Origin of the sequence: Bacillus velezensis (assembly GCF_001461825.1) — a bacterium.
GTDB lineage: Bacteria > Bacillota > Bacilli > Bacillales > Bacillaceae > Bacillus > Bacillus velezensis.
Window position 1 is genome coordinate 110,532 of record NZ_LLZC01000012.1, and the last position, 23,157, is coordinate 133,688.

At 45.0% G+C, this 23,157-nt stretch carries 23 protein-coding genes and 2 pseudogenes; 18 read left to right on the top strand and 7 right to left on the bottom strand.

What is annotated here, in order from left to right; all coding sequences use genetic code 11:
• Positions 1-205: 205 nt before the first annotated feature.
• The 5 genes and pseudogenes from hmpA to AR442_RS04785 all read left to right on the top strand — a co-directional run bounded on the left by hmpA (position 206) and on the right by AR442_RS04785 (position 2,820).
• The gene (gene hmpA / locus AR442_RS04770; protein ID WP_014418645.1) at positions 206-1,396 is read left to right on the top strand and encodes an NO-inducible flavohemoprotein; all 1,191 of its coding nucleotides are present in this window, start codon (positions 206-208) and stop codon (positions 1,394-1,396) included.
• 103 nt (positions 1,397-1,499) lie between these two features.
• Positions 1,500-1,805 (top strand): annotated as a pseudogene (locus tag AR442_RS19795) (DnaB-like helicase C-terminal domain-containing protein); the annotation flags it as partial.
• Positions 1,774-1,944 (top strand): hypothetical protein, encoded by a 171-nt coding sequence (locus AR442_RS20605; protein WP_014418644.1) that lies wholly within the window; start codon positions 1,774-1,776, stop codon positions 1,942-1,944. The pseudogene AR442_RS19795 and the gene AR442_RS20605, both read left to right, overlap by 32 nt.
• 159 nt (positions 1,945-2,103) lie before the next feature.
• Complete coding sequence (locus tag AR442_RS21060; RefSeq protein WP_014418643.1) at positions 2,104-2,346, top strand: XtrA/YqaO family protein; 243 nt, start codon at positions 2,104-2,106, stop codon at positions 2,344-2,346.
• Positions 2,339-2,820 (top strand): annotated as a pseudogene (locus AR442_RS04785) (sigma-70 family RNA polymerase sigma factor). Before AR442_RS21060 ends, AR442_RS04785 begins: the two are co-directional and overlap by 8 nt.
• A gap of 18 nt (positions 2,821-2,838) precedes the next feature.
• Here AR442_RS04785 and AR442_RS04790 read toward each other — a convergent pair.
• Positions 2,839-3,255 carry a type II toxin-antitoxin system HicB family antitoxin gene (locus tag AR442_RS04790; protein ID WP_014418641.1) on the bottom strand — a complete coding sequence of 139 codons (417 nt, stop codon included), beginning with the start codon at positions 3,253-3,255 and terminating at the stop codon, positions 2,839-2,841.
• 84 nt (positions 3,256-3,339) lie between these two features.
• Positions 3,340-3,450: a type II toxin-antitoxin system HicA family toxin gene (locus AR442_RS21065; RefSeq protein ID WP_101287773.1), complete on the bottom strand. Its 111-nt coding sequence runs from the start codon at positions 3,448-3,450 to the stop codon at positions 3,340-3,342.
• Between the two features lie 181 nt (positions 3,451-3,631).
• Between AR442_RS21065 and AR442_RS04795 the strand changes: the two genes are divergently transcribed.
• From AR442_RS04795 to AR442_RS04810, 5 genes are all read left to right on the top strand, one after another.
• Complete coding sequence (locus AR442_RS04795) at positions 3,632-4,204, top strand: hypothetical protein (RefSeq protein ID WP_017418373.1); 573 nt, start codon at positions 3,632-3,634, stop codon at positions 4,202-4,204.
• Positions 4,205-4,518: 314 nt separating this feature from the next.
• Positions 4,519-4,695 carry a hypothetical protein gene (locus AR442_RS21030; RefSeq protein ID WP_017418372.1) on the top strand — a complete coding sequence of 59 codons (177 nt, stop codon included), beginning with the start codon at positions 4,519-4,521 and terminating at the stop codon, positions 4,693-4,695.
• A gap of 23 nt (positions 4,696-4,718) precedes the next feature.
• Positions 4,719-5,399: a hypothetical protein gene (locus AR442_RS04800; protein ID WP_014418639.1), complete on the top strand. Its 681-nt coding sequence runs from the start codon at positions 4,719-4,721 to the stop codon at positions 5,397-5,399.
• Positions 5,400-6,011: 612 nt separating this feature from the next.
• A complete protein-coding gene (locus AR442_RS04805; protein WP_014721671.1) occupies positions 6,012-6,557 on the top strand; it encodes an HNH endonuclease signature motif containing protein in 546 nt (181 codons plus the stop codon).
• An 18-nt stretch (positions 6,558-6,575) separates the two neighbouring features.
• The gene (locus AR442_RS04810) at positions 6,576-7,133 is read left to right on the top strand and encodes an SMI1/KNR4 family protein (protein WP_014418638.1); all 558 of its coding nucleotides are present in this window, start codon (positions 6,576-6,578) and stop codon (positions 7,131-7,133) included.
• 137 nt (positions 7,134-7,270) lie between these two features.
• On the opposite strand, the gene AR442_RS04815 is transcribed toward AR442_RS04810, so the two are convergent.
• Both AR442_RS04815 and rpsD read right to left on the bottom strand, forming a co-directional pair.
• Positions 7,271-8,641 (bottom strand): aldehyde dehydrogenase, encoded by a 1,371-nt coding sequence (locus tag AR442_RS04815; RefSeq protein WP_053284947.1) that lies wholly within the window; start codon positions 8,639-8,641, stop codon positions 7,271-7,273.
• A gap of 254 nt (positions 8,642-8,895) precedes the next feature.
• Entirely contained in the window at positions 8,896-9,498 is a 603-nt protein-coding gene (gene rpsD, locus AR442_RS04820) for a 30S ribosomal protein S4 (protein ID WP_003152406.1), read from the bottom strand.
• A 290-nt stretch (positions 9,499-9,788) separates the two neighbouring features.
• Between rpsD and AR442_RS04825 the strand changes: the two genes are divergently transcribed.
• Complete coding sequence (locus AR442_RS04825; RefSeq protein ID WP_014418636.1) at positions 9,789-11,537, top strand: sensor domain-containing diguanylate cyclase; 1,749 nt, start codon at positions 9,789-9,791, stop codon at positions 11,535-11,537.
• Positions 11,538-11,571: 34 nt separating this feature from the next.
• On the opposite strand, the gene AR442_RS04830 is transcribed toward AR442_RS04825, so the two are convergent.
• Positions 11,572-12,054, bottom strand: a complete 483-nt coding sequence (locus tag AR442_RS04830) for a GAF domain-containing protein (RefSeq protein ID WP_007408037.1) — start codon at positions 12,052-12,054, stop codon at positions 11,572-11,574.
• 125 nt (positions 12,055-12,179) lie between these two features.
• Between AR442_RS04830 and refZ the strand changes: the two genes are divergently transcribed.
• Positions 12,180-12,803 carry a forespore capture DNA-binding protein RefZ gene (refZ, locus tag AR442_RS04835; protein WP_007408038.1) on the top strand — a complete coding sequence of 208 codons (624 nt, stop codon included), beginning with the start codon at positions 12,180-12,182 and terminating at the stop codon, positions 12,801-12,803.
• Here the strand turns inward: refZ and hisJ are convergent.
• On the bottom strand, positions 12,793-13,605 hold the full coding sequence (gene hisJ, locus AR442_RS04840; RefSeq protein WP_014418635.1) for a histidinol-phosphatase HisJ: 813 nt from the start codon (positions 13,603-13,605) through the stop codon (positions 12,793-12,795). The genes refZ and hisJ overlap by 11 nt on opposite strands.
• A gap of 195 nt (positions 13,606-13,800) precedes the next feature.
• Between hisJ and ezrA the strand changes: the two genes are divergently transcribed.
• Positions 13,801-15,492: a septation ring formation regulator EzrA gene (ezrA, locus tag AR442_RS04845; protein ID WP_014418634.1), complete on the top strand. Its 1,692-nt coding sequence runs from the start codon at positions 13,801-13,803 to the stop codon at positions 15,490-15,492.
• Between the two features lie 113 nt (positions 15,493-15,605).
• On the opposite strand, the gene brnQ is transcribed toward ezrA, so the two are convergent.
• Entirely contained in the window at positions 15,606-16,946 is a 1,341-nt protein-coding gene (brnQ, locus tag AR442_RS04850; protein ID WP_012118184.1) for a branched-chain amino acid transport system II carrier protein, read from the bottom strand.
• 193 nt (positions 16,947-17,139) lie between these two features.
• Here brnQ and AR442_RS04855 point away from each other — a divergent pair, with 193 nt between their 5' ends.
• The 5 genes from AR442_RS04855 to AR442_RS04875 all read left to right on the top strand — a co-directional run bounded on the left by AR442_RS04855 (position 17,140) and on the right by AR442_RS04875 (position 23,150).
• Positions 17,140-18,285: a cysteine desulfurase family protein gene (locus AR442_RS04855; protein ID WP_032863539.1), complete on the top strand. Its 1,146-nt coding sequence runs from the start codon at positions 17,140-17,142 to the stop codon at positions 18,283-18,285.
• Between the two features lie 3 nt (positions 18,286-18,288).
• Positions 18,289-19,494: a tRNA uracil 4-sulfurtransferase ThiI gene (thiI, locus tag AR442_RS04860; protein ID WP_007408042.1), complete on the top strand. Its 1,206-nt coding sequence runs from the start codon at positions 18,289-18,291 to the stop codon at positions 19,492-19,494.
• Between the two features lie 80 nt (positions 19,495-19,574).
• The gene (locus tag AR442_RS04865; protein WP_007408043.1) at positions 19,575-19,796 is read left to right on the top strand and encodes an alpha/beta-type small acid-soluble spore protein; all 222 of its coding nucleotides are present in this window, start codon (positions 19,575-19,577) and stop codon (positions 19,794-19,796) included.
• Between the two features lie 148 nt (positions 19,797-19,944).
• The gene (mbcS, locus tag AR442_RS04870; RefSeq protein WP_014418632.1) at positions 19,945-21,531 is read left to right on the top strand and encodes an acyl-CoA synthetase MbcS; all 1,587 of its coding nucleotides are present in this window, start codon (positions 19,945-19,947) and stop codon (positions 21,529-21,531) included.
• Between the two features lie 23 nt (positions 21,532-21,554).
• On the top strand, positions 21,555-23,150 hold the full coding sequence (locus AR442_RS04875) for an amidohydrolase (protein ID WP_053284946.1): 1,596 nt from the start codon (positions 21,555-21,557) through the stop codon (positions 23,148-23,150).
• Positions 23,151-23,157: the final 7 nt, after the last annotated feature.

Sequence of the window (23,157 nt, forward strand, 5' to 3'; positions counted from 1 at the left end):
GACAAGGAGGATTTTGCATCGGACAAGTACCCCATGGCAAGTCCACAATTTTTCATATGCAATTTCGTTTTTCTGATTTTTCCTGAATCCGCCTCAAATTGGAATGGCTAACCCTTTTTGAGCGGGGAAATCTATAAAAAAGAATTCAAAAACGATTCTTTTCTCAGGTCAATCGAGATGCATACATCTTTAGGGGGATTTCAGAATGCTCGATGAAAAAACGATTGAAACCATTAAAAGCACAGTGCCGGTCTTAGAAGAGCATGGTGAAGAAATCACAGGCCGGTTTTATGACCTGCTGTTTCAGCATCACCCTGAGCTGCTGAATATCTTTAATCAGACAAATCAAAAGAAAAAAACACAGCGTACGGCCTTGTCGAATGCTGTGATCGCGGCCGCAGCCAATATTGACCGGCTGGAAAACATAGTCCCCGTCGTCAAACAAATCAGCCATAAGCACCGGAGTATCGGTGTTAAGCCCGAGCATTACCCAATCGTTGGAAAGTACTTGTTAATCGCGATAAAGGATGTGCTAAAAGACGGGGCCGCTCCTGAGGTCATTCAGGCATGGGAAAAAGCATACGGCGTCATTGCAGACGCTTTTATCGGAATTGAGAAGGACATGTACGAACAAGCGGAAACGCAAAAAGGCGGCTGGAAAGACTATAAGGCGTTTACAATTGATAAAAAGGTAAAAGAAAGCAAGGAGATAACGTCGTTTTATTTAAAACCGGAAGACGGACAAGTTCTCCCCGAATTCAAAGCGGGGCAGTATATCAGTGTAAAAGTATACATTCCGGACACGGGATATACGCATATCCGCCAGTACAGCTTATCCGACGTGTCCGGTGAGGATTATTACCGGATTTCCGTGAAAAAAGAAGGGGTTGTTTCCTCATATCTGCATGACCAATTACACGAAAAGGATTCAATTGAGATCAGCGCTCCGGCCGGGGATTTCGTATTAGACCCTGATTCTAAAAAGAATCTGGTTCTCATCAGTGCCGGTGTCGGAATTACCCCGATGATCAGCATGTTAAAGACGGTTGCCAAAACCCAGCCGCAGCGAAACGTTCTCTTTATCCATGCGGCAAGGAGCGGAGAGTATCATGCGTTGCGGCATGAAGCAGAAGAAGCCGCGGAACACTCATCCGTTGACACCCTCTTTATTTACAGCGAGCCGTCCGAACAAGACCGTTCAGAAAACATTCGTTTTCGGGAAGGCCGGATTGACAAACAGCTGTTAGAAGAAGTGATGACAGATAAAGATGCTGATTTTTACCTGTGCGGATCACCGTCGTTCATTAAAGAAATGAAAAAGCTGATTTCTGAATTCAATACACCGCCGGAATCCATTCACTATGAATTATTCGAACCCCAGCTGAGTATGGTGTGATGGAAGAAGGAAGGACGATGATTTTAATGTATGAAGCACCCGGATTGGGTGCTTTTTTATTCTCTTGCAAGGAACGATTGAATTAAGTGCCGCCGCATGTTAAAAACACATGAGCCGAGAGTTGGATATTAGCGTGATTGCTCTCAGTCAGCTTTCTCACGGGGCGTTGAACAGCGGCAGGATAAACGACCGATGATGTCAGACATAAGAGAATCGGGACACATTGAACAGGACGCGGATGTCATTGGGGTTCTTTATCGGGATGATTATTACGACAAGGAAAGTGAGAGCAAAAATTTATTGAGATCAAATAGGCAAGCAGCGAAACGGCCCGGTCGGAACTGTTTCACTCGTGTTCATCAAAGAGTACGGGCTTTTTGTCAACTTGGAGCGGCGTTTTGACGATTAGAGATTGGTATGAAGCAGCGCTCCGAAACAATTATTACTCACTTATCCTGCTGATCGAATTTTTGGTGTGCGAGAAAAAAAACGGTGCGGCTGCAGGATTCGGAAGAGGTGCTGAATTTTTATTTACAAGAGAAATTTAAAGACGGGATGAACGCTTATTTGTTGGTATACGAACAACGGATTTAAAGGAGGAAACAGTATGAGATTAATCAGTTTAGATCATATAAAGAGATAAACTTGTCATAGACACGACACAGTACGGTTACTTTGCGGTTATTCTATCCAATGGAGCTGCAAGGATGGCTCCGCTCCCCACATACAGGGAAACAAAGATAATTACAAATCATGGCAAGATCACCCGCGTTAAATGGGACGAAGGAGAATTGTTTAATTGGATACAAGTCCAAGACGGAAAGCCTGCGGACACTGATCATTGTACAGAATTACTGTGCTCTGATTGGTGTCCGTTTTTTTGTTTTCCGGAAGCGGCTTATTTAAGGGGAATTAAACAGGAGGAAACATATGTAAGATTTAATCATTGAATATAAAAGCGCATTGAAAGATGTACCGGCAGTTATCGGAGGTTGCTGACAGTCTCTTAACCGCTGAACAAAACAGCGATAAAAAGATTATTGGCGGCATGATAAGCGACATTGAATACAATCGAATGGCTGCAGAACGGAAGACAACCCGGCGCCCGCCGTGGTGCTGATCGCAGGGATGCGTATAAAAGGACGATCCTTTCTGATCCGCGTTTAATTGATGCGCTGCCGGAAGAATATGCAATCGTTCAGGACCCTGATGGAGAGGCAAGCGATTGGAACAGGGAAAGAATAGCGATCTTTATCTGTACTGACAGACCCCGAGAAAGATATTTTTATCATGCACGCTGTGCAAAATATGTTTATGAAGAAATAGCTGCTTTACTCAATATAAAAAAAGGAACCGTCCAAAAGAATATTGAACGATCCCTCTTAAAAATGAAAAATAGAGCAAATGACAGCCTTTTTGTTTAGCTTAACAGGCTGTCTTTTTTATGATGATCTTTTATTAATGCCAAGCCGCTCACGTAATGCAAATTGAAGAAGCTGCGAAAAGTTTACACCTTCTTTTTCTGCTGCTTCCGCCAGCCATTTAGGTACAGTAAGTGTCTTTTTCACCGCTTTGTTTTCCATTTCATCACGGACAATATCTGTCCAGGCGCTTACCATAACAACAAAACCGGTTGCCGGCACTTTGATATATTTTGGAGCGGAGGGGGAAGGGATGTCTTCGCCGTCTTCTTCCATGCCATATAGAAAGCCTTCGAGCGCATCTTTTGCCATGATCATAGCATCATCCACGTTCTCGCCTTCTGAAATGCAGCCGGGTAAATCGGGAAAGGTAATTGTGTAGCCGTCGCTTCCGTTTTCTCCTGCATCAAAAATCGCCGGAAATAAATACTTTGCCATATATATAAAACCTCCTTACAAGGGGGTTGTTTAAGTATAGAATTTAGTGTGCTGGGTTTGAAGTCTTTTTTGGATGTGGGACTGTTACCGTGCCCGGTTTGGTTGGATGTTAAAGTGGTGATGACTACCAACAACCCGCTTTAAATACCACCCATCTTTTGTAAGTATCTTTATGATATCTCTTGAAGACTTCATGTTTCCCTCCCTTCATATATATTAAGAGACATATTATTTATACGTGTCGATACTTATTTTATAAAAAAAGCATTTTTGTCTTACTTGAGACTAATTTATGAAAAGAACTTTCGTTCGACAAATTTCGTAAATGGTTTCATTGTCATGCTCTTTTGCCGATAAAAGGGATTGAGGTGATAATATGCAAAACCATTCGTTGATGGAAGCGAAAGAAATATCGAAATACCTAGAAAAAAGATACGGGAAACCCTATAAAGAAAATCTGACCATTCAGCAAGTTGTTAAAGAAGCATTAAAAAGAGATCACAGTGAAGAGCAATTGAAACTGATGGTTAATAGATTAGATTCGAATCTCAATGTTTCAAATGATCTAAGCTCTCTTACAACTATTCCTTTTACATTACTTACATCAGCTCTTGCCGCAGTGCTTAGTGTCTTTGTTGTTATGTTCACTTTCTATTTCAATACTACTAATAGTTTTTCCAACACTATGTTACAAAAGGATAAAGAAAATAAGATAAATCCTGGAGACATCCTTAATACTATTATTGAAATTGGAATGCAACTAGTTTCGCCAATATTTTATTTTAGTATTATTATGACTCTTATAATGTTTGGGACGTGGGGGTGGCTCACAACTAAAAGTAAGAGATATTATGAACAGCAGCGGGGTTTTAAGTTGTTATTAGACGAAGTAATGGAAGAGTTTAAAAAAGAATCTAAAAAAGAATCTAAAGAAGAATCTAAAGGATAGGCATTGGACAGTTGGCATCATTCTACGGGATGGTGCTTTTTTATATTCTCTGTAAACTGCTTCCGGTAAATCAGTCGTTGATATTTACTGATTTTGTTTCCATGTAGTTAATAAGAATCATTTATTATGCTCTACCATTTTTCCGCCTCTAATAATGTGTTAACATGTTTTTAATAAATCATTATCTTTACAGCTAGTACAAGAAAAAAACAAATTGTTAGAAAGTTGCAAGTAGAAAAAATATTTAATATTTTATAAAATGTGGGTGTACTTAAAAACAAGCACCCGGAATTATGCAGATTGGAGAAATCAAAATGACTAATAAGAAAATTATCTTTGACATTATTATGTACATTATTTTCGGTGGGGTAAGTGTTTACTTATTTTCGCAAACTAATTTTGGAACAGGTGCGTTGATTTGTATTATCGTAATTTATCTTGCTGTTATCGCGTATAAAGTCAAACAGTTAGTCAGTCGGGCTGATTCTTAGGGTGCGTTAAGGGGGATTAGTAAGTGAAAAGGAAAAAATTTTTGGCCGGGGTTTTGGCTGCGTCAATCGCTTCAGGTACAGTTTTACCAACAAGTTCTGCGTTTGCTGAAAGCATTCAAGCACCTTCCTATGAACAGTTAAATAAGGATTTTAAAATCACAAGTGAAGTAATTAAGGATGACGGCAAACTAGTGGAGATTCAATACGCTAAACAAGGTGAGAAACACAAAGCTGTGCTTAATGCAAAAGATCATACTGTTAAAGTGGACGGTGAAGTACAAAAAGGTTTGAACTATGATTTTGATGAAAAGAAAGCAGAGATAGCAAATGGCACTCAAAATTCATCAGCGACAGATACATTCACAACAATGGCCGCGAAACCAAAGGCAGGATATAAGTATGTTGGAACGGTGTCTGGTCATACAAAAGAGTCTAAAAATGCAGTCACCTTAGTGGGATCTTTATTTGGAACAATTCCTGGGCTTGGATGGGGTGCTAAGGCTGCAGGTGTCTTGTTTGCTTACTGGACCAAAGAACGAATCCCTGATGCTTATTACAAATATGATTTGTATGAAAAAGGTGCAATGACTAACTCATGGTATCAATATACTACAACTCAATTTTTTGAAGATAAAGCACATAAAAAGCCGATGGGTAAACCTTGGACAAGTAGCCCAACAAAAATCGACTTGCCTAATAGCTAACTGGGAAAGCAGGTGTTTAAGCCTGCTTTTTTATATTCTCTGCAAACTGCTTCCAATAAATCTCGGAAATACGAATGGCGGTTAACAGTCTGAGGACGGGGGGCAGTTTAGAAAGAATATGATTGGAGGGATTACATGAAAACAATTAATTAAGCCTTTGAGGAATTAGGAAAGAATCTAAGGTGTGCGGCTGAAAGGATGCCAACACCCAAACCGCTATCCACAGAAGCTTTTATTATGTTGAGTAAAGGAGATAGAGCATGGAAACAATTTATGCGCACCCATTTGAGACGTCATGGTTTATTTCGCTCACGTTCTTCTGTTTATCGTGTGTAGTCTGTTCAGGTAAATCAGAAAAGGAATAAGCATGGCAAGGCAACGTGATGAGTTAGACAAAATCTATAATACAGCACGCTGGAAGCGGGTAAAAAAAGCCGTTCTAATTAGGGACGGCTATTTGTGTTGTGAGTGACGTCGTCGTGGATTAATAGGAGACAAATACGGTCCACAATCTCATCACATTAAGAGATGATCCAAGCGGGGCATTTGATCTTGATAATCATAAAACGATCTGTTTAAAGTGCCACAACAGGAGGAACCCGGAAAGAAGCGGTGGGGAGAAGGAAAAAACGATTATATGAAAGTAACACTTATAGCGGAAAATATGGAAGGGTTTTTCTCCATAATAGAGAATTTTTAGGGAAGGATATTAAAGCAGGTAAATCATATTCAAAGTCGTATTATCCTAAAAAGACAAAGTTTTTTATGTCCCAACATACTTCGATAGCCGGCTGGAAAGGTTCACTTCCTGATACTTCAACTGGAACATTGGCTCCTGCTCTTGCGAATAAAATAGCAATGCTGTATCCAGAGATAATAAATACTCACAGCAAAAAAACAATGCCCTTACCGGCTAAAGCAAATTTCCCGGCTGTACCTGTCGATAAAAGAGCTAAATGGGATAGCAGAACGGATCGAGGTAACTATATAAAGAAGTACATCGACACATACGGTGATCCGAAGTGGAATTGGAGTTCATTCGATATTCACCATGTGCTTCCGCTAAAGTATGGGGGAAAAAATAACTTTAATAATTTGTATCCTCTCCCTCGTGATATGCACCAAAATCTATTAAATCCTTGGAGGGATAAATATTAATAAGTAAGAGGTGGCTCAATGGCAGTTTTTGTTGAAAAAACGCTCCAAGGTCTAAAAGAATTAATTGATGAAAAAGGCCGCTTAAAAATTTTAGGGAATGAAGGAACTCTTTTAGAAACAGAATGTACTTTTTCTAAAGGTGCAACAGATCTGGAGATTGAGAGTTTTGAGAAGAAAATAAAAGTCTCACTTCCTGAAGATTATAAAACCTTTTTAAAATTGCATAACGGAGCCAGAATATTTGATTTGTTGATTTACGGTGAGAATGTAGGTGGGGGGTTGCATATTCTTAATTTAGAAGAGATTGAAAAGTATATGCAAAATGGTTTTTTAAAGCCTCAGTTTATTCCCGTCGCACATCTGTTAGACGGATGTTATTTGTTAATTGACAAAACCAAAATATCCACAGATCCAAACTATTTATGGTTCCACGGATTTGTCGAGTATGAACCAATGCAACTTAATTTTGAGATATTTTTAGATAGGTATATTTTATCTCAGGGATCAAGTTTTTGGGAATGGAATATCTACACTGCTGAGAATTATTATAGGACTCACCAGGGTGATGAGGATTAACCTTTCCTACAGTTGGGTTGGTTCATTTTTACTATTAGACTTCGATTTGAACTTTTAAAAATAGGTTTAATTTAAGAGACGAACCGATTAATTGGTGTATAGAGGATTTATAAAAAGCGCAGATACTCTGCGCTTTTTTATTTAAGTATTTTCCTAATCATTCGCAGCCCGTTTTTGGAAGAAGGATAACGGAAAGCGAAGTCGAAGCGGTTCGTTTGTTTGACGACGCTTTTTTTGTGCGTAAACGTGTTAAAGCTGTCAAATCCGTGATAGCTGCCGATGCCGCTTTCCCCGACGCCGCCGAATGGCAAATACGGCGTCGCAACATGCATTAACGTATCATTGACACAGCCTCCGCCAAACGACAGATTCTCTAAAACAGCGCGCTCAGTTTCTTTGTTTGTGGTGAAGAGATACAGGGCGAGCGGCTTTGGGCGTGATTGGACTTTCTCAATGACTTCCCCGATATCACGGTATGTAAAGAGCGGAAGAATCGGCCCGAAAATCTCCTCCTGCATCACTGGAGAGTCATCCCTCACTTGTTCGAGAATGGTCGGCGCAATTTTATGATGAGCGGGATCAGATTGTCCGCCTGTGAGCGGGATGCCATCATGCAGAAAGCTGAGCAGCCGCTGATAGTGGCGTTCACTGACGATTTTGCCGTACTGCGGATTTTGTTCAGGCTGAGGGCCGTAAAATTCGCTGATCGAACGCTTCATTTCTTCTGTGAGCTTCGTTTTGATATCTTGGTGGACAAATAAATAATCCGGTGCGATGCAGGTTTGCCCTGCATTTGTAAATTTCCCGAAGACGATGCGTTTGGCGGCAAGCTGTATATCAGCATCCTTATGGACAATGCAGGGACTTTTGCCGCCGAGCTCCAAGGTAACGGGAATTAATTGTTTGGCGGCGGCCTCCATGACGATTTTTCCCACGGCAACGCTTCCGGTGAAGAAAATATAGTCAAAGGGCTGCTGTAATAACACAGTGCTGACGTCGGGTCCGCCCTCCGCCATAGCGACATAGTCACTCGGAAAAACGCTGCTGATGAGTTTGGAAAGAACAGCGGAAACCGCCGGCGTATATTCTGACGGTTTAAGAACGACTGTGTTTCCGGCCGCAATGGCTCCAATCAAGGGTGAAAGCGCCAGCTGCAAGGGATAGTTCCAAGGCGCAATCACCAAAACGGTTCCATACGGCTCAGGGATGATGATGCTCTTGGAGCCTAGGTGAGTCAGAGGCGTTTTGGCTCGTTTCGGTTTGATCCATTTCCCAAGCCGCTTCATCACAAAACTGATTTCCTCCAGTACAATTCCGATTTCTGTTGTGTACGACTCCTGTTCGGATTTGTGGAGATCCTGATAGAGAGCGGCTGTTATATCGGCTTCTTGTGTTTTGATGGCTTGTTTCAGCTTTTGCAGCATGTTCAGTCTCGATTCTAGCTGTCTCGTATGCCCCGCCGCAAAATAGGCTTTGTGCTTGCTGACGATAGAGGGGATGCTGTTCATTTCGTCTCTCCTTTTTGTAAGGTATGGTGATTTATTATGTGGAAAATTTCTTCTGCTTGTCAAATGGGGGTTTCTAATGTACATGTAGCTGAAAAGCCAGTAGGCACATAAAAAAAGCCCCGGACAGGGGCTTTTTTTAATAAAGAGAGGGAGCATCTGTCCATTATTCTGACAGCCCAAAAGAAAAACCCCGGAAACATTGTCATTACAACATGTCCGGGGTTTAATCCAATGCTCTTTAAAGAGCGTTTTACTTAACGGGAGTAGAACTCAACGATAAGCGCTTCGTTAATTTCCGGAGCAAGCTCAGAGCGCTCTGGAAGACGAGTGAATGTACCTTCAAGCTTTTCAGCGTCGAAAGTAAGGTACTCAGGAACGAAGTTGTTTACTTCTACAGATTCTTTGATGATAGAAAGGTTTCTTGATTTTTCGCGAACACCGATTGTTTGACCAGGTTTTACTTGGTAAGACGGAATGTCAACGCGGCTTCCGTCAACAAGGATGTGACCGTGGTTAACTAATTGGCGTGCTTGACGGCGAGTGCGCGCAAGACCGAGCTTGTACACAACGTTATCAAGACGTGCATCTAAAAGAATCATGAAGTTTTCGCCGTGTTTACCAGTCATTTTTGCAGCTTTGTCAAACAATGTGCGGAATTGACGTTCGTTTACACCGTACATGTGACGAAGTTTTTGCTTTTCTTGCAATTGCAAACCGTATTCTGATAGTTTTTTACGCTGTCCCGGACCGTGGGGACCTGGTGCGTAAGGGCGTTTTTCTAATTCTTTACCTGTACCGCTAAGAGAGATTCCTAAACGGCGAGACAGTTTCCAAGATGGACCTGTATAGCGAGCCATAATGTGACTCCTCCTTTGGTTTTATTTTGTGGAAAATAAAAACCGTCTGTTCGATCCGACCGTGCACATTTTGTTTTCATGTATCCTCGCTCCAGCAGCAGAGAGTTACACGATACACCTTACAGCTAAGGAACAAAATGCAAACACAGAAGCTGAACAAAAAGGCTGCAATATTTCACACAAAGAACATTATATGATTTTTCCCCGCCGCCGTCAACCATTTCTCCATGAAGAGTGCCGGTTTATGATATAATGTACAAAAATGAGTAGTACATGTTTAGGTGATAAAAATGAAAAAACAAACAATTGATGAAGTGACGGCCTTTCATCAGAAAATGCTTTCTTTTTTCTTAACGAAATCTGAATCCGTCTCATTATCCGACTCGCTGTTATGGCTGGCCTCAGCTCTAGAATCCTGCTTTACATCTCTTTCATTGACCCTTTCACCGGCAGAATCAACACGTTTCACCATAAAAACAGAAGATGAACCGCATTATGCTCCGCTGAAAGAGAGCGACGGCCGTTTTATGATCAGGAATCAGACGTCCGGCAGATCCTTTTATCTGTGCTCGGAAGGCGGGCTGCCGATCCCGGAATCATTGCCTGAGATCGTTACTCAGTTTATTAATCAATCTGTGAGACAAAGCGGGCTGTTTGACAAAACGAAGCATCAGCGGAAAATTCACAGAATGACAGAAATGTTCCATTCGCTTTTGGACCAAAATGAGGTTTTGGAAAAACTGCAGGCAAGTTTGAGTACGGCTTTCCGGTCTTTCCGTTTTTCACTGTTTATCACGCAGGATCAGGATACGGACAGACAGCTTCCCGCAAAAGAATTACATATGGAAGGAAAAGATGCCGATCCGTCTGCCCTGAAGGTTTATTTATCGGGGAGACTGCTCAGAAAAGGCAGGTCATCTGCTTATCTGCCGATCAAAGGCCAGCAGGGGACTTACGGGGTTCTGAAGACGGAGGGGCTGCAGGATGCCGTTCTTTCGTGCAGTACTCTCAGTGAAATGCTGCTGCTTGCGGGCGCAGCGGGAAAAGCATTTGAAAATGCGCAGCTCTATGAGCAATCGAAAAAAAGCATTGCGAACCTGGAGCTCATTAATGAAACATCGCGCCAGCTGAATCAGCGCCTCAGACTCACTGATACGATGAGGGAGCTCGCCGCCATTATGACCCAATCGTTTCATGCGGAAGAAGTGGCTTTTTTTCATATTGATCATTTTGAGACGCAAAATCTGCTTCCGGGACATACCGCTTTTTTTAAGACAGAACGTGCGAACCCTTATATCAGCATTGTGAAAGAAAAGCTGTTCGAGGGAGAAAAGGGCGTGTTTATCGGCAGCGGAAAGACTGTATTCGGCGAAAACGGCTACGGCTCGCTGATGGCGGTGCCGATGATCGAAAATGACACCGTCTTCGGGTTCGCGATTTTATTGAAAAAGGATTTGTATGCTTTTACGTTTGAAATGTATAAGCTTTTTCAAGCGCTCATTCACCATGCGACATTGGCGGTCACGAACTCCATGCTGCGCGACAGGCTTGAGCATCTTGTTCAGACAGACCAGCTGACGGAGCTGTATTCAAGAACCTATTTGGATGAGAAAATTCAATACAGCATGAAAATTCATAAACGGGGTGTATTCATCCTCGTTGATATCGATAATTTCAAAAATATTAATGATACATACGGTCATCAAACGGGAGATTCGATCCTGATTCAGGTGGCCTCCGTTATGAAGAACCATATTCGTGAGCATGATGTCGCTGCAAGGTGGGGGGGCGAGGAGCTGGCTGTCTATCTGCCGAATATCAACGTGTCATCCGGAGAACGCATCGCTAAAAGGCTGGTTCGCGCCATCCGGGAAAACACCGAGCCGCGCGTGACGATTTCCTGCGGCGTTTCCTGCTGGTCAAAGTCCGGCCCGATGCCGTTGAAATTGCTCGTTCAGCAAGCGGATGAGGCGCTTTATATCGCCAAACGGAACGGCAAAAACCGGCTGATCATCCATCAAAACAGCACGACGACATAAAAAAGGAGCCGGCCTGCCGGCCGGGCTCCTTTTTTTATCCTAATCGTTTTTCAAGCGTTTCAACGAACTTTGCTAAATAGGTTTCGTCCGTTTCATCAAAACGGTTTTTCACGGGGCTGTCAATGTCCAGCACACCGATCACTTCACCGTTTACGCGGATCGGGAGAACGATTTCTGACTGGGAAGCCGCGTCACAGGCGATGTGTCCCGGGAACGCATTCACATCGGCAATCCGCTGCACGTCGCCATTAGAGTAGGCAGTGCCGCATACGCCTCTGCCGAACGGAATGCGCACACAGGCAGGAAGTCCTTGAAACGGTCCGAGCACGAGCTCGCCCTCTTTAGCGAAGTAAAACCCCGCCCAGTTGACTTCATGTAATGAATGGTATAAAAGCGCTGACGCATTCGCGTAATTTGCGATCGCATCCGTTTCATCTTCTGTCATGGCTTCGAGCTGTTTAAGCAGAAGCTGATAACTTTTTTCTTTATCTCCGGATTGTTTTTCGACATGAAACATGGAAAACCCTCACTTTTTCTATAATATCAAACAAAGTTCCGGCCGTTCTGCCGGCATTTGTCGAGAAGTTCTTACAGGAACGGCGCCTTTCTGCTTGAATTGTTACACATAAAGGGGTGAGCCGTATGAAAGTAAGCACCAAAGACAAAATTATTAACGCCGCTGTCCAGCTGTTTAACCAAAAAGGTTATTCCGGCACGTCCGTCCGTGAAATCGCAAAGTCAGCTGATGTAAATGTTGCGCACATCTCCTACTATTTTAAAGGGAAAGGCGGATTAATGGAACATTTAGTTTCCGAGTTTTACGAAGGCTATACTGAAGCGCTGGAAAAAGCCGCCGTCAGTATGAACGGTGAAGACGCGCAGGAACGCATCCTGCGGGTGATTTTCGATATTTTATCCTATCAGCACGATAACCGTCAATTAACGCGGTTTGTATATCGGGAAGTAACGATTGATTCCGTGCTTATCAGGGAAATTATGTCTACTTACTTAATGAAAGAAAAATATATTTTCCAGCTGGTGATTGAAGAAGGGCAGTCACGCCACAGACGGCTGACGCTGCCCGTGCCGCATTTTATTCTGCAATTGAAATCCCTCTTGATGATGCCGTATCTTCAGCCTCAATACATTACCGAGGTGCTCTATATGCAGCCTCATGAACCGTACTTTTATAAAAGGTATTTTGAAGAGGTGAAGATCTGGATCGAAAGCGTGTTCCGACGGCCTGATGCGGCGCTTATGAAGTAATGATGCTTTTGTACGTTTCATAGGAACTGCCGACATCTTCCGCTTGATGGGCGTCCGACCCGAATATGAGCGGGATTTTTTTTTGCTTCGCCGTCTCAGCCATCCAATCCTCCATGTATACTTCCCCGGCAAACTTCTTTCTGAGCCCGGATGTATTCACATCCAGCTCCATTCCGTGTTCTTTCACGGCGTCAAGACAGCGGGCCGCAAGCTCTCTTATTTGAGGTGACATGCTGTAAGGGAAAAGGCGCGCGAATTTTTTGACGAGCGTGATATGGCCGACCCGTTTTGGCTTAAAGGGGCCGAGCGGTGTTACAATGGAAGAATACACAGTTTCATAGTATTGTTCATATACGGCTTCAACGCTTCCGAAGCGGTCGGCAAGCTGCTGAAAGGCGTGCTCGTCAAAATCGAGGCATATATAAGACGGGCCGGTCTTCAAAAAATGAACGGATAAAATGCCGTCATCCAGTGAGGGGCCGTACGTGTTCAGAAACGCCGCGGTTTCCTCTTCATACCCTGTGATAAAATCGGTTTCTAGCCCAGTCAGAATGCTGATTTGTCCATCGTATTCCTTTTTCAGCTGTGACAGCCGCTCCAAATAAACCTCCATCTGTCTGAGATCCATCGCGCTGTCCTGAAACGGTACGGGATCTTGAAATGACGGAGGAAGGGGGGCGTGCTCTGTAAATGTGATCGAGTCAAAGCCTCTTTCCAGGGCCTTTTCGACATATTGTTTCAGCGCATCCTTCGAGCCGTGAGGGCAAAAAGGCGTGTGGATATGAGCGTCTCGTTTTTCCATTTGTGTCACTCCATTAAAAAATTGCAGAATCCTGCCGAAATTATGCAAAAAGTTTTTGATTTCTGGTCAAAAAATGTTGGTTACATGGTATCATAATAACAATGAAAACGACAGATTTTCTCAATACATATATTGAAATCTTTCTGAATACATAAAACACCCTGACAGATTAAGAGAACAACAAGGGGGCTCATTATGGAGTTAGTCATCGGATTATTGGTTATACTGCTCGCGCTCTTTGCGGCGGGCTACTTTTTCAGGAAAAAAATTTATACGGAAATTGACCGGCTGGAGTCATGGAAGATTGAAATTTTAAACCGTTCGATAGTGGAAGAAATGTCCAAGATCAAACATCTGAAAATGACCGGAGAGACGGAAGAGTTCTTTGAAAGATGGCGCGAGGAGTGGGATGAAATTGTCACAGCCCATCTGCCGAAAGTAGAAGAGCTCCTTTATGATGCCGAAGAGAACGCCGACAAATACCGCTTTAAAAAAGCGAATCAGGTGCTTGTCCACATCGACGACCTCCTCACTGCAGCCGAATCAAATATAGAAGGCATACTGCGTGAGATCAGCGACCTTGTGACGAGCGAGGAAAAAAGCCGCGGAGAGATTGAACAGGTGCGTGAGCGGTATTCAAAAGCGCGGAAAAACCTTCTGGCGTACAGCCATCTCTACGGAGAGCTTTATAACAGCCTGGAGACGGATCTCGACGAAATCTGGAGCGGCATAAAAGAGTTCGAAGAAGAGACGGAAAGCGGCAATTACATCAAAGCGAGAAAAGTGCTGCTTGAACAGGACCGCAGACTGGATCAGCTTCAGACATACATAGATGACGTTCCGAAACTGCTTGCGGACTGTAAACAGACCGTGCCGAACCAAATTGCCAAGCTGAAAGACGGCTACCGGGAAATGACGGAAAAAGGCTACAAATTGGAGCATATTCAAATCGAAAAAGAGCTGGATACACTCACAAATCAATTGAAACGGGCCGAAAACGCGCTTTTGGAAGAATTGGATGTTGACGAAGCGTCCGCCATTCTTCAGCTGATTGATGAAACCATTCAATCGATGTATGACCAGCTGGAAGGCGAAGTGGAAGCCGGACAGTCCGTATTAAGCAAAATGCCTGAGCTGATCATCGCGTATGAGAAGCTTGAGGAAGAAAAAGACCGCACAAAAACCGAAACGGAGCTCGTCAAGGAAAGCTATCAGCTGACGGCGGGTGAAATCGGCAGACAGCATGCCTTCGAAAAACAGCTGGAAACGATCGGCCGGCTCCTTGAGCAGGCGAGAGAAAAGCTTGACGGTGAGCATGTCGCTTACTCGCTGCTGATTGAAGAAGTCGAGGCCATTGAAAAGCAGATGGAAGAGGCTCAGAAAGAACATGCCGAATACCGTGAAAATCTGCAGGCGCTCAGAAAAGAAGAACTGCAGGCGCGGGAAACGCTGATGCATCTTCGGAAAACCATTTCTGACACGGCCCGAATGCTGCAAAAAAGCAACGTGCCGGGAATTCCTGAACAAGTCAAGGACAAGCTCGAGGCGGCAAATCATCATATAGAAGAAACCGTCAGCCAATTGGAAGAGCTGCCGTTAAACATGGAGGAAGCCGCCAAACATCTGACCGAAGCCGAAAAGGTGGTTGAGGAAGTCAGCGAAGAGGCGGAAGATCTTGTGATTCAGGTGAAGCTGATAGAGCGGATCATCCAGTACGGCAACCGCTTCCGAAGCCAGAATCATATTTTATCCGAACAGCTGAAAGAAGCGGAACGGCTGTTTTACGCTTTCAGCTATAATGAAGCTTATGAGATGGCGGCAGATGCTGTTGAAAAAGCAGCTCCCGGTGCCGTGAAAAAAATTAAAGCTGATCAATCTGCTTCATAGACGCATAAGCAAAAACTGCACCCTGATGGAAATCAGAGGTGCAGTTTTTTAGTTTCTCACGGAATATAAAAAGCGCCTGCGGCTGATATACGTCAAGCCGCAAGCGCTGAATGTTACGATTTTGCTTTATTTAATTCGATGGGCGGGCTGGTAAAAAACGTGATAATGCAGCCGATGATCGCTCCGGCAATGCCCGGGAGCACCCAGCCGATTCCCATGCTGTAAAGCGGAAGATTTGCGTTTAAGAATGAATCTAATGATCCGAGCGGAATGCCGGCTGCCTTCAAGCCGTCCAGGATACTGAACAGCCCCGTTCCGATCAGGCAGGCGATATAGACTTCCCGTCTTTCCTTAAAGATTTTATCAATAAAGGAAAGGACGATAATGACAATCGCCAGCGGGTAAATGGCTGATAAAATAGGAACTGAAAATGCAATAATCTCAGCAAGTCCGAAATTTGAAATCGCCAGACTGAACAGCGTGACAATCGTAACCACCATTTTGTATGATAAAGCGGGAATCAATTTTGAAAAATATTCGCCGCAAGATGTGACAAGCCCGATGCTTGTCGTTAAACACGCAACGGTGATGGCAGAGCCGAGAACGATGTTTCCCAGTGAACCGAACAGGTAATCAGATGAAGCTGATAAAATCTTTGCGCCTTCGCCGAGCGGCCCTACAGCGTCCGTGCTTGTCGCTCCCAAATAGGCCAAAGATAAATAAATGAATGTCAAACCTGCCGCTGCAATCAGACCCGCTTTAATACAAGCGGCGGCGAGCGCTTTACGCTGGGTGACGCCCCTGCTTTTAACAGCGTTGACGACAACGACGCCGAAGACGATTGAGGCGAGCGCGTCCATTGTTTTATAGCCTTCCAAAAATCCTTTGAACACCGGCGTTCCGGAATATGCCTGATGTACGGCGCCCAGCCCGCCCATCGGAGTGACAATGGCTTTTACGACGATGATTAGAATAATACCGAATTTAATAGGAGTCAAAATCTTTCCGACTCTGTCCACGATTTTGGAAGGATTAAGAGCTAAATAATACGTAATAGAAAAAAAGATCAACGTGAAAACAAATAAAGATAATCTTTCCGGAATGCCGCTTAAAAACGGAACTGCACCGATTTCATATGAAACGGTTCCGGTTCTCGGAATCGCGAAAAGCGGCCCGATTGATAAATAAAGCACAACGGTGAAAATAGTCCCGAATACCGGATGAGCTTTATCGGCAAGCCCTTTCGCGTCTTTGCCCGTTAATGCGATGGCGATAATACCCAAAAGCGGCAGACCTACGCCGGTCAGTAAGAAACCGCCCATCGCTTTCCAGACATTATGCCCCGCCGCTTGCCCGAGCTCCGGCGGATATATCATATTTCCTGCCCCGAAAAAAAGTGCGAAAAGCATGAAACCGATAATAACGGTATCTTTGACAGGTAGTGAGTGTTTCATAAAAATCCTCCTAAATACTATGTTGAAATATTCTGTCAATTAATTGTCAGATAATATAACAAAACGAACATTACTTATTATATGGCAATGTACAGATAAGTCAATACTCGATTTATTGCGAATTTATATTTACTTTTGTTATGGTAGCATAAATATCATACGATGTACCGTTTTCATTAAAGGAGTAAAAAAAATGATATATTTAGACAACAGCTCAACGACCGAGCCGTATGAAGAGGTATTGGATGTGTACAAACAGACGAGCAGCCGGTATTTCGGCAATCCTTCGTCTCTGCACCAGTTAGGAACTGAGACGGAACAGCTCCTTGAAGCGGCCGCTCAGCAAATAAAAAAAACCTTGCGTTTAAAAAATTATGATATTGTATTTACATCAGGCGCGACTGAAGCGAATAACGATGCGTTAAAGGGAGCAGCCTGGGCAAACATGAGTAAAGGAAGACATATTATTGCTTCGGCGATTGAGCATCCTTCTGTGACGGAGACGCTTGATCAGCTGACAGAGCTGTTCGGCTTTGAAGTCACATATCTTCCGGCCGATCAAAACGGCTTCGTTTCTTTGAAAGACGTCAAATCGGCTATCAGGCCGGATACGATAATCGTCAGCATCATGCATGTCAATAACGAAGTCGGCTCCATTCAGCCCGTAAAAGAAATCGGCGGGTTTTTGAAGCAGCACCGGAATATTCTGTTTCATGTTGATCATGTGCAGGGCATTCATAAAGTTCCTCTGTCTATAGAAGAAGCGGGCATTGACCTTTGCACCGTTTCAGGGCATAAGTTTCACGGCCTAAAAGGGACCGGAGCGCTTATCGTCAAAAAAGGAACGCGGCTCATTCCGCTTATAACGGGAGGCTCGCAGCAAAAAGGCGTCCGTGCCGGAACGGAACACACGGCAGGCGCCGTTTCCCTTGCGAAAGCGATCAATCTTTCCGCGCGTGACATGAACGAGCGGCTTTCTTCCGTGGAGGCTGCCAAGAATGCGCTCATGGAAAGGCTGAGCGGGACGGACGGGGTCGTCATCAACACCCCCGCCGAAAACAGCGCGCCGCATATCATTAATTTTTCCGTGCCGGGCGTGAAGGCGGAAGTGCTGCTGCACATGCTTGAGGAAAAAGGAATATATGTCTCCACAACCGCGGCATGTTCGGCAAGAGAGCACAAACCGAGCCGTGTGCTTCTGCAAATGAATAAAGGCGAACAGATTGCATCAAGCAGCATCAGAGTCAGCCTGAACTTCAGCCATACGGCTGACATCACGGAGCCGTTTATGGCCGCGCTGGCGCCGGCTGTTCAAAAACTAAAAAAAATGATGAGGTAGCATATGAATTACGATCATATTTTAATCCGTTTTGGTGAAATATCCACAAAAGGAAAAAACAGACGCAGTTTTATTGAAAGATTAAAACAGAATATCCGCCTGGTATTAAAGGATTATAAAAAAGTAAAATACTTTTCAAACCGGGACCGGATGTCAATTACACTTAATGGAGAAAACCCGGAGGAAATTTGTTCCTTATTAAAGAATATATTCGGCATTCAAAGCTTTAGTCTCGCAATTAAATGCGAAAGCAAGCTGGAAGACATTAAAAAAACGGCTTTAGCCGCGATAGAAGGCGAATATAAACCGGGGAATACGTTTAAGGTCGAGACGAAACGGGCTTACAAACAGTTTGAATTAGATACGAATGCGATGAACGCTGAAATCGGCGGCCATATTTTGAAAAACACGGATGGATTAACCGTCGATGTGAAACATCCCGATATTCCGCTTCGGATTGAAATCAGGGAGGAAGCGACATTCCTGACCATTCGTAACGAAAAAGGCGCCGGAGGCCTTCCTGTCGGTTCCGCGGGTAAAGCGATGCTGATGCTTTCCGGCGGTTTTGACAGTCCGGTCGCCGGTTTTTACGCGATGAAACGGGGATTATCAGTTGAAGCCGTACATTTCTTCAGTCCGCCGTATACGAGTGAACGGGCAAAGCAGAAAGTCATGGATCTCGCGGGATGCCTCGCGAAGTTCGGCGGCAGTATGACACTTCATATCGTGCCGTTTACAAAGACGCAGGAACTCATCCAAAAACAAATCCCGGAGAACTATACGATGACGGCGACGCGGCGTCTTATGCTGCAAATCGCGGACAGAATCAGAGAAGAACGGAAAGCGCTCGCGATCATTACGGGAGAAAGCCTAGGGCAGGTAGCGAGCCAGACGCTTGAAAGCATGTATGCGATCAATGCCGTGACGGCAACGCCGATTTTGCGCCCTTTAATCGGAATGGACAAAACAGAAATCATCGAGAAATCAAAAGAAATCGGCACTTATGAAACAAGCATTCAGCCGTTTGAGGACTGCTGCACCATCTTTACGCCGCCAAGTCCGAAAACACGCCCGAAAAAAGAAAAAATCGAGCACTTCGAAAGCTTCGTTGATTTTGAACCGCTGATTGCTGAGGCGGCTGCCGGCATCGAAACCATCACTGTTTACTCAGAGCAGGAAGCTCACGATAAGTTTGCCGGCCTGTTTTAAAACTGTATACAATTACCAAAGTTTTTTTGAATGAAGACATGTGTTTTATCACATTCTATACTCACAAGGAGGTGATACACATGTCACAACAATCAAACAGCGGAAACAGCAACCAGCTTTTAGTGCCAGGCGCTGCTCAAGCTATCGACCAAATGAAGTATGAAATCGCTTCTGAATTCGGTGTAAACCTTGGACCGGAAACAACTTCTCGCGCCAACGGTTCTGTCGGTGGAGAAATCACAAAACGTCTTGTCTCTTTTGCTCAGCAAAGCATGGGCGGAAGCAGCCAGCAGCAGTTTTAATCACAACTTCACATAATGGCTAAGAGAGCGGGGAATTCCCCGCTCTTTTTTCATGAGTATAGATAGAAGGCGGGAAGCAATTTATGCATATTTTTATTGTAATGGCCTATGTTTATGTATAATGGGGAAAGAAAGTGAGGAGTTGTTCGTGTTAAAACGAGAAGATTTAATCGCCCCAAAGAACTATAACCTTGTAAATGAAATCGAAAAGTTCAGCCGTTCCAAAGAGAAGAACGCGCTTATTTGGGAAGATCAAACAGGCGGCAAGAAAGTCTGGACGTATGAAAAATTGATGGAAGAAACGAATAAAATCGGAGCCCGCCTGAAAGGTCTCGGATTTGAAAAAGGCGATAAGCTGATTGTCATGGTTCCGAGAGTGCTTGAAGCGTATGCCGTTTATTTAGCGATCTTAAAAGCGGGGATGGTCGTCATTCCTTGCTCGGAAATGCTGCGCGCCAAAGACCTTGAATACCGGATCAAACACGCCGAAGTGAAAGGCGCTATCGTTTATCCTTCATTTATAAACGCGTTTGACGAGGTGAATACCGGGCAGCTGGTGACATTGTCAATCGGTGAAAATGATGCCGGCTGGAAAAACCTCCTAACGATTGAAGCGGACGGAGACAGTTTTCAAACAGCTGATACAACAAGAGAAGACATGGCGTTTTTGTCCTATACTTCAGGCACGACCGGCCAGCCTAAAGGCGTTGTACATACACACGGCTGGGCCTTTGCCCATTTAAAAACATCAGCCGGTGCATGGCTGGATATTTCTGAAGACGATACAGTGTGGGCCACCGCGGCGCCCGGCTGGCAGAAATGGGTGTGGAGCCCGCTGCTCGCAATTCTGGGAAGCGGCGCGACAGGAGTCATTTATCACGGCAGATTCAACGCCAAGACGTATTTAGAGCTGCTGGAGCGCCATCAAGTAAATGTCTTCTGCTGTACCCCGACGGAATACCGCCTGATGGCAAAAGTGGAGGAGTTGGACAAATATGATCTTTCTGCCCTTCACAGCGCAGTTTCTGCTGGTGAGCCATTAAACCGGGAAGTCATTGACGTATTCCGGAAGCATTTCGGCATTAAAGTGAGAGACGGATACGGCCAAACGGAGAGCACCCTGTTAGTCGGCGTCCTGAAGGACATGGATATTAAGCCGGGAAGCATGGGCAAACCGACCCCTGGAAATCAAGTGGAGATTATAAACGATAAAGGCGAAATATGCGAAACTGGCGAAACGGGCGATATCGCCGTGCATTTGAGCACACCGGCCTTATTCAAGGAATATTATAAAGATCCCGAAAGAACGAAAAAGCAGATTCGCGGAGATTACTTTCTTACAGGAGACCGCGCGAAAAAAGACGAGGACGGCTACTTTTGGTTTGAAAGCCGCAATGATGACATCATCGTCAGCTCCGGATATACAATCGGGCCTTTTGAAGTAGAGGATGCGCTCGTGAAGCATCCGGAAGTGAAAGAATGTGCCGTCGTGGCGAGCCCGGATGAAATCAGAGGTTCAATCGTAAAAGCTTATGTCGTTTTACAAGACGATGAAAAGCGCAGTGACGAACTTGTCAAAGAACTGCAAAACCACGTAAAAACGATTACGGCGCCTTACAAATATCCGAGAGAAATTGAGTTTGTCGAAAGCCTGCCGAAAACGGCGTCCGCAAAAATCAGACGTGTGGAGCTGAGACAGCGTGAAGAACGGCTGAAGGCTGATAAAAAAGCATAATACAGGATAAAGGGTGAGCGGGGATGAAAGCGATTTGGCACGGCGGCACCATCTATACAATGCTGGACAAGAATCATGTCACTGAAGCCGTTTATACCGAAGAAGGCGTCGTCAGGCAGACGGGCAGCTTCCGGGAACTCCAAGGAACATACGGTTCGCCTGATACGGAGGAAATCGATTTACATGGAGCTGTCATGTTCCCGGGGTTTACGGACAGTCATATGCATTTAATCGGGCACGGGGAAAAACAGCTTCGCCTCGATTTGTCGCAGCTGACGTCAAAAGAAGCGATACTGCGGGCTGCAAAAGAAGCAGAGCGTGAATTGGAAGATGGCGAATGGCTGATCGGCGAAGGCTGGGATGAAAATCTGTTTGAACGGCCGGTTTACGTCACGAAGCATGACCTTGACCTGCTCTTTCCCGACCGCCCCGTCCTGCTGAAGCGGGTATGCCGGCACGCCGCGGCGATTAATTCGGCCGCATTGCGCGCGGCGGGAATTACAAACGAAACACCTGATCCAAACGGCGGGATTATCGTCCGGGACGGAACCGGTCCGACAGGCCTTCTGCTGGATAAAGCCCAAGAGCTTGTGACACAGGCCCTGCCGCCCGTCTCACTTCACTATGTCAAACGCGCGCTTCAAACGGCGATTACGGACTGCTGGTCAAAAGGCCTGACCGGCGGGCATTCAGAAGATCTGGCATACTACGGAGACGCGTCCATTCCCGTTGCCGCGTACGAGTCGTTAACCGGCAGCGGCCTTTATCCTTTTCGCGCCCATCTGCTCGTACATCACGAAGCCGTCGACAGCTGGAGCGCTCTGGATAAATCGATCGGACCTTATCTGGAATACGGAGCGATGAAAATTTTTGCTGACGGCGCGCTCGGCGGCAGAACCGCTCTATTGAAAAAGCCTTATCATGATGATCCGTCAGTCTCCGGCGTTCAGGTGCATGATGACGAAACCCTTGCCGCTCTTGTTTATAAAGCGAGAGAGAAAGGGATGGAGATTGCCGTGCACGCGATTGGCGACCTTGCATTTGAAAAGGTGCTGGATGTTATCGAAAGATACCCGGCAAAGCCCGGACAGCTAGACAGGCTCATTCATGCGCAAGTATTAGATGACGGATTGATTGAAAGAGCCGCCCGGCTGTCGATCGGACTTGATCTTCAGCCGCATTTTGTGGCCAGTGATTTTCCGTGGGTGATTGACCGGCTCGGAGAAGAGCGGATGAAAACGGCTTTCGCCTGGAAAACACTGCTGTCAAAAGGGCTGCTGTGCGCCGGAGGTTCAGATGCCCCGATTGAGCCGGCCGATCCGCTTCTGGGCATTCAATCGGCTGTGCTCCGTACGAGCAAGCAGCACCCGGAAGGTCCGGCCTATTATGAAAAAGAGTGTCTGACCGTGTACGAAGCCATTCAGCTTTACACGGAGGGAAGCGCGGCCATCATCCATAAAGAACATAGCCGCGGACGGATCGCCCCCGGCTATGATGCCGACTTTACCGTACTCAGCGGTGATCCGTTCAGGACGGACCCGAAAAAGCTTCATGAATTGGAAGCGGTCAAAACCGTCGTCGGCGGCCGTATCGTATATGAAAAAGAGGACAGGCAGTGATGCCCGT

Coding starts and splice junctions, on each gene's coding strand:
- hmpA (WP_014418645.1), top strand. CDS start 206: ATGCTCGATGAAAAAACGATTGAAACCATTAAAAGCACAGTGCCGGTC.
- AR442_RS21060 (WP_014418643.1), top strand. CDS start 2,104: ATGGCTCCGCTCCCCACATACAGGGAAACAAAGATAATTACAAATCAT.
- AR442_RS04790 (WP_014418641.1), bottom strand. CDS start 3,255: ATGGCAAAGTATTTATTTCCGGCGATTTTTGATGCAGGAGAAAACGGA.
- AR442_RS21065 (WP_101287773.1), bottom strand. CDS start 3,450: ATGAAGTCTTCAAGAGATATCATAAAGATACTTACAAAAGATGGGTGG.
- AR442_RS04795 (WP_017418373.1), top strand. CDS start 3,632: ATGCAAAACCATTCGTTGATGGAAGCGAAAGAAATATCGAAATACCTA.
- AR442_RS21030 (WP_017418372.1), top strand. CDS start 4,519: ATGACTAATAAGAAAATTATCTTTGACATTATTATGTACATTATTTTC.
- AR442_RS04810 (WP_014418638.1), top strand. CDS start 6,576: ATGGCAGTTTTTGTTGAAAAAACGCTCCAAGGTCTAAAAGAATTAATT.
- AR442_RS04815 (WP_053284947.1), bottom strand. CDS start 8,641: ATGAACAGCATCCCCTCTATCGTCAGCAAGCACAAAGCCTATTTTGCG.
- rpsD (WP_003152406.1), bottom strand. CDS start 9,498: ATGGCTCGCTATACAGGTCCATCTTGGAAACTGTCTCGCCGTTTAGGA.
- AR442_RS04825 (WP_014418636.1), top strand. CDS start 9,789: ATGAAAAAACAAACAATTGATGAAGTGACGGCCTTTCATCAGAAAATG.
- AR442_RS04830 (WP_007408037.1), bottom strand. CDS start 12,054: ATGTTTCATGTCGAAAAACAATCCGGAGATAAAGAAAAAAGTTATCAG.
- refZ (WP_007408038.1), top strand. CDS start 12,180: ATGAAAGTAAGCACCAAAGACAAAATTATTAACGCCGCTGTCCAGCTG.
- hisJ (WP_014418635.1), bottom strand. CDS start 13,605: ATGGAAAAACGAGACGCTCATATCCACACGCCTTTTTGCCCTCACGGC.
- ezrA (WP_014418634.1), top strand. CDS start 13,801: ATGGAGTTAGTCATCGGATTATTGGTTATACTGCTCGCGCTCTTTGCG.
- brnQ (WP_012118184.1), bottom strand. CDS start 16,946: ATGAAACACTCACTACCTGTCAAAGATACCGTTATTATCGGTTTCATG.
- AR442_RS04855 (WP_032863539.1), top strand. CDS start 17,140: ATGATATATTTAGACAACAGCTCAACGACCGAGCCGTATGAAGAGGTA.
- thiI (WP_007408042.1), top strand. CDS start 18,289: ATGAATTACGATCATATTTTAATCCGTTTTGGTGAAATATCCACAAAA.
- AR442_RS04865 (WP_007408043.1), top strand. CDS start 19,575: ATGTCACAACAATCAAACAGCGGAAACAGCAACCAGCTTTTAGTGCCA.
- AR442_RS04875 (WP_053284946.1), top strand. CDS start 21,555: ATGAAAGCGATTTGGCACGGCGGCACCATCTATACAATGCTGGACAAG.